Source organism: Oleiphilus sp. HI0132, assembly GCF_001635845.1.
In genome coordinates this window covers 1-5,989 of sequence record NZ_LWGJ01000840.1, presented here as the reverse complement: position 1 = coordinate 5,989, position 5,989 = coordinate 1, and the positions used below count along the sequence as shown (strand labels likewise).

The window sequence follows — 5,989 nt, the reverse complement described above, 5'->3', positions numbered from 1 at the left end:
GTCAGAACGGCAAAGTCATCACCTTCTTTAACCAAGCCCATTGCGATACCCGCAACTGGCGCAGCTAAAGGTACACCCGCATCCATCATTGCCAAGCTGCTTCCGCAAACACTTGCCATTGAGCTAGAACCGTTAGATTCTGTGATTTCAGATACACAACGAATTGTGTATGGGAATTCCTCAGCGGTAGGCATAAGCGCCTGAAGACCACGCTTAGCCAACTTACCATGACCGATCTCACGACGACCTGGAGGACCCATACGACCACACTCACCTACAGAGTAAGGAGGGAAGTTGTAGTGCAACATGAAGTTTTCTTTGTATTCGCCAGCATAATCGTCAACGATCTGTGCATCACGAGAGGTACCTAGCGTTGTCGTAACAATCGCCTGAGTCTCACCACGTGTAAACAAAGCTGAACCATGAGTATTCGGCAGTACACCCACTTCAACCTTTATAGGACGAACAGTGCTGTTGTCACGACCATCGATACGAGGCTCGCCTTGCGTGATACGACCACGAACAATTTTCTTTTCTAACTTAGAGAAGTAAGCTTTAACGTCATCTGCAGAAGGTGAATCTTCCGCATCGGTCACTAGCTTCTCAACAGCAGCAGCTTTCAGCTCACCTAGTGCACTGTAACGTGCCATTTTGTCGCTAATAGAGTAAGCAGCTGTAATACCTTCCGCTGACTCAGCCGCAACAGCTTCAGCAAGCGCAGTGTTCACTTCTTCAGGAGTCCAGTCCCACTTCTCAGTGCCTACTTCTTCAGCAAACTCGGTTACAGCAGTAACGATTGCCTGCATTTCCTGGTGAGCAAACAAAACAGCGCCCAGCATTTCGTCTTCAGTCATTTCTTTTGCTTCAGACTCAACCATCAATACTGCGTCTTTGGTGCCCGCTACAACCATGTCTAATAACGAATCTTCCAACTCAGCGTTTGTTGGGTTAAGTGAATAACCATCTTCATCAGTAAAGCCAACACGTGCTGCACCGATAGGACCATTGAACGGAACACCTGAGATAGCCAACGCAGCAGAAGTACCGATCATCGCTGCGATATCTGAGTTGTCAGTTTTGTTTGCTGACATAACAGTACAAACAACCTGAACTTCGTTCATGAAACCATTTGGAAACAACGGACGAATTGGACGGTCAATTAGACGAGAAGTTAGCGTCTCTTTTTCAGAAGGACGCGATTCACGCTTGATGTAACCACCTGGGATTTTACCAATCGCATACTGTTTCTCGTTGTAGAAAACAGATAATGGGAAAAAGTCTTGGCCTGGCGCAGTTTGTTTAGCTGCTGTTACCGCAACCAATACTGCGATATCGTCCATTGTGACTAATACAGAACCTGTTGCTTGACGAGCGATTCTGCCTGTTTCGATTGTAACTTCTGACTTACCGTACTTAAATTTTTTAATAACCGGATTCACATCGGCTCCTTAATTTATTTTCTTTGATTTAGCTTCGCTAAATGACAAGGACTAAAAGCTTTACGTCTCAGTGTTCTTACTTCTTTGAAGAACGAGCTCAGAAAAAACACTCAGACATAAAACTTTACGGCCTTCTAACAAAGCACTTTTACATTTACCTTAGCTGCACAAACAACTAAGCGTGATGACAATCACATAAAAAAATATGATTATCGATAAAAAAGAACCGGCATGTCTATCTTTCAAGACATGCCGGTACTTTATTTATGACTTCATAACAAAATCATAGTCATCTCTAAAACAAAGCTCAAAAAGCTTACACCTTAGCGACGTAGACCTAAGCGAGCGATCAAGTCTAAATAACGCTGACCGTCCTTACGCTTCAAGTAGTCCAACAACTTACGACGCTGGTTAACCATACGGATCAAACCGCGACGTGAATGGTGGTCGTGCTTGTTACCCTTGAAGTGGCCTTGCAATTTGTTGATGTTAGTTGTCAACAATGCAACCTGAACTTCTGGAGAACCAGTATCACCTTCAGACTGTTGATATTCGCTTACTACTTTTGCTTTTTCTTCGGCATTAAGAGCCATAGTTATTTCCTCAATATGCTAATTAAAACTTAAGCCAACCGCGCATATTTACAGTCAACTCGTTTGCGAAACTTGTTTTCTTTCTACCGTTATTAGTTTGAAAAAGACCTATACCTGTGTCGCAATTTCATTAAAGTTGACGAGTCGACTAGGTTGTAACATACCTTCTTCGTCAATTTCAGCGACACCAGCAAAGACATATTGCTGACCATCTTTTTCAAAGGTAGATTCAAAATACTGCTTGAATATTGTCTGCTCGACACTTAAATTTTGGCATAAAGTATCAACAGGCAGATAAATACAGACAAAGCCAGTATTTTCAAAGTCGGCTATTCTAACCGCTTGTCCATTTAATATCGAGCTTACAAGCTCATTTTTTAGGCATACTTTGGGTGTATCAGGCAATAAACTGTCAATTGGCAGTAAATTGACATCTAAAACTGCTTCCAAGCCTTCACCTAAAGCAAGTTCTTGAGACATTTCGTCCAAAGCAAGCATCTTAACAGTGCTATCCAACATGAAGTGCCCGGCCTTAAAACGACGCAACATTGAGACATGCGCACCACAGCCCAGTTCATTACCAATATCTTCCACTAATGAGCGAATATAAGTACCTTTCGAACATTCGACAGTCAAATCGAGCTGCTTTTCGCGTAACTCATCGAGCTCAAGCCTGAAAATACTAACTGGGCGTGCAGGACGCTCTATCGTGATACCTTTGCGCGCATATTCATATAAGGGGCGACCCTGATGCTTTAGCGCAGAATACATAGATGGCACCTGCTCTATGTCACCTTTAAATTTCTCTAGCAAGCTTAATAAGGGAGCTTCACTGAGTGCAGGCACTTCTTTGATCTCGACCGTTTCGCCATCACTATCACCGGTCGTCCGGATATCTCCTAGAGTCGCGGTTGTGTAATAGCCTTTATTCGCATCAAGTAGATAACGAGAGAACTTGGTTGCCTCACCAAAACAAATTGGTAAAACACCCGTCGCTAGAGGATCAAGACTTCCGGTATGACCTGCTTTTTGAGCACCAAATATCCGCCGAGCTTTTTGCAAGGCAAAATTTGAAGTCATCCCTTGAGGCTTATCAAGCAACAACACCCCGTTTAGCAGGCGTCCTTTTCTTCTACGCGCCAAAGGGACTAGCCTTCGTTATCCGTAGGAGTATTGGAATCTTCATTCCCCTCATCGACAGACAAATCAGCGTCTTTATTTCGAGCCTGAGAAATAAGATTATCGAGTTGACGGCCGCGTTTAACCGAAGCGTCAAAATGAAAACGTAGTTGCGGGATAGTTCTAAGCTTGATCATACGACCAAGCTCGCTGCGCAAGAACCCTGCTGCTCCGTTAAGTACTTTAATCGTACTTTTTACCTCAGCCGCATCAGCATCCAGATCATCAACTGTGAGTAAGGTAACATAAACATCGGCAAAACCGAGGTCTTTGGCCACCACCACTTGATTCACTGTTACCATGCCAACCCGAGGGTCCTTCATTGAAGAACGAAGCAACTCTGCCAGATCGCGTTGCATTTGATCAGCAATACGATCTGTTCTTTTAAAATCTTGCGCCATTAACTACTTATCCCGCTAATCAAACTAATTACGAATCGAGTGTACGTTCAACAGAGATCTTATCGAAGACCTCAATCTTATCGCCCACTTTTACGTCATAGTTCTTAACACCGATACCACATTCAGTACCTGAACGAACATCATTAACGTCATCCTTAAAGCGACGCAATGATTCTAACTCGCCTTCAAAGATCACGATATCGTCACGCAATACGCGAATCTTCTTATTACGGTAGATCGTACCTTCAAGCACCATACAACCCGCAACCTGACCAAACTTAGGAGACTTAAAGGTGTCACGAACTTCAGCGATGCCGACAATCTCTTCTTTAAACTCAGGAGCTAGCATGCCAGTTAGAGCTTGCTTAACGTGATCAATAATATCGTAGATAACGCTGTAGTAGCGAAGATCCAGACCTTCTTCATCAATAATCTTTCTTGCAGAAGCATCAGCACGAACGTTAAAGCCAACAATTACCGCATTGGTAGTTAAAGCCAGGTTAGCATCAGTACCGGTAATACCACCGACACCACTACCCACGATTCTTACTTGAACTTCTTCATTACCAATGTCATTCAATGATGCCGTCAGCGCCTCCAAAGAACCACGCACGTCAGTTTTCAGAACAACGTTCAAAGTACGAACTTCATCTTGGCCCATATTGCTAAACATGTTCTCAAGCTTAGAAGCCTGTTGACGCTGCAAGCGATCCTTTCGGCTCTTCTCTTCGCGGAACTCAGCTACTTCACGTGCCTTTCGCTCGCTCTCAACAACAACAAACTCGTCACCCGCATCAGGCGTGCCATTAAGACCCAGTATCTCAACTGGAATAGACGGGCCTGCATCTTTAATTGGCTGACCATTTTCATCAAGCATCGCTCGAACGCGACCGTAACACATGCCCGCAATAACGATATCACCACCACGAAGTGTACCGTTCTGTATCAATACTGTTGATACAGCACCACGGCCTTTATCAAGGCTAGATTCCACAACAACACCTTTTGCCGGAACGTTCTTGGCAGCTGTTAACTCTAGAAGCTCAGCTTGAAGCAATACAGCATCAAGCAAAGCATCAATACCTTCACCGGTATGCGCAGAAACGTTTACAAACTGGACATCGCCACCCCAGTCTTCGGGGATAACTTCTTTCGTCGCTAGTTCATTTTTAACACGATCAGGATCTGCTTGCTCTTTATCCATTTTGTTTACCGCAACAACGATCGGCATATTTGCTGATCGCGCATGCTGAATCGCTTCTTCGGTTTGTGGCATCATGCCATCATCGGCTGCTACAACCAGAATAACAATATCAGTACTGCTCGCACCACGTGCACGCATAGCTGTAAAGGCTGCGTGTCCTGGCGTATCCAGGAAGGTGATCATGCCATGACCGGTCTCTACGTGATAAGCACCAATATGCTGTGTAATACCACCTGACTCTCCACTAGCTACTTTCGCTTTACGGATATAATCAAGCAGAGAGGTCTTACCGTGGTCAACGTGACCCATTACACTGATAACTGGCGCACGAGGCGTCTCTTCACCTGCGTAATCGATACTCTCAATCACTTCAGCTTCGATCGCATCTTCAGCAACCAATTTCACTGTATGACCTAACTCCTCAGTAACAAGCACTGCAGTTTCTTGGTCAATAGACTGGTTCTGCGTTGCCATAACGCCCATACCCATCAGTGATTTAATCACAACGGCGCTCTTAACAGACATCTTGTCTGCCAATTCACTTACGATGATTGACTCACCGATATTTACTTCTCTAACCACAGGCGACACCGGTTTCTCGAAAGCATGAGTACGTTTTACTTTCTTCTTTTTAGACTTTAGCTTACGTGGCTGCGGCTCATCTTCATCGATAAGAACATCTAAACTGATTGTTGATAGATCTTCATCTCGCTGACGAGGCGCTCTGTGTCCGGCAGACTTAACATGCTTGCGTTTCGGAGCTTCGTCCTCATCCACAACAGGCACTTTTTCTTTCTTCTTGTGCTTTTTATGCTTTTCGTTTGTTTCAAGCTCAGCAGGCGTCACTGGTACTTCAGCCTTCGGCGCTTTCGCTTCACTTTTCTTAGCATCTTCCGCTTCACGCTTAGCTTCAGCCTCTTTGGCTTCTTGCTCTTTTCGAGCTTTCTCTTCAGCTTCTTTCGCTTCTTGTGCTTTCTTAGCAGCAACTTCTTCGGCTAGTTTAGCTGCTCGTTCTGCCTCTTCTTTCTTCTGCTGTTCAAGCTCTAAAGAGACTTCCGGGCGCTTCACATAGGTACGTTTCTTACGCACCTCAACATTAACTGTTTTTGACTTACCTTGACCCGCTGACATCTTCAAAGTTGATGTCGTCTTGCGCTTCAGTGTGATTTTCTT

General features: G+C 44.5%; 5 protein-coding genes. All 5 read right to left on the bottom strand.

All coding sequences use genetic code 11. The features are described 5' to 3' along the window. The coding region (pnp, locus tag A3766_RS09570; RefSeq protein WP_068642137.1) for a polyribonucleotide nucleotidyltransferase at positions 1–1,439 on the bottom strand (1,439 nt) is incomplete at its 3' end. Between the two features lie 323 nt (positions 1,440–1,762). After that, positions 1,763–2,032, bottom strand: a complete 270-nt coding sequence (gene rpsO, locus A3766_RS09565; protein WP_068509647.1) for a 30S ribosomal protein S15 — start codon at positions 2,030–2,032, stop codon at positions 1,763–1,765. 108 nt (positions 2,033–2,140) lie between these two features. Continuing rightward, positions 2,141–3,175 carry a tRNA pseudouridine(55) synthase TruB gene (gene truB / locus A3766_RS09560; RefSeq protein ID WP_068515203.1) on the bottom strand — a complete coding sequence of 345 codons (1,035 nt, stop codon included), beginning with the start codon at positions 3,173–3,175 and terminating at the stop codon, positions 2,141–2,143. Positions 3,176–3,180: 5 nt separating this feature from the next. Next, on the bottom strand, positions 3,181–3,612 hold the full coding sequence (gene rbfA, locus A3766_RS09555) for a 30S ribosome-binding factor RbfA (protein WP_068515206.1): 432 nt from the start codon (positions 3,610–3,612) through the stop codon (positions 3,181–3,183). 28 nt (positions 3,613–3,640) lie between these two features. Continuing rightward, positions 3,641–5,989 (bottom strand): translation initiation factor IF-2 (gene infB / locus A3766_RS09550; protein ID WP_068642135.1); only part of this gene is annotated, 2,349 nt, incomplete at its 5' end.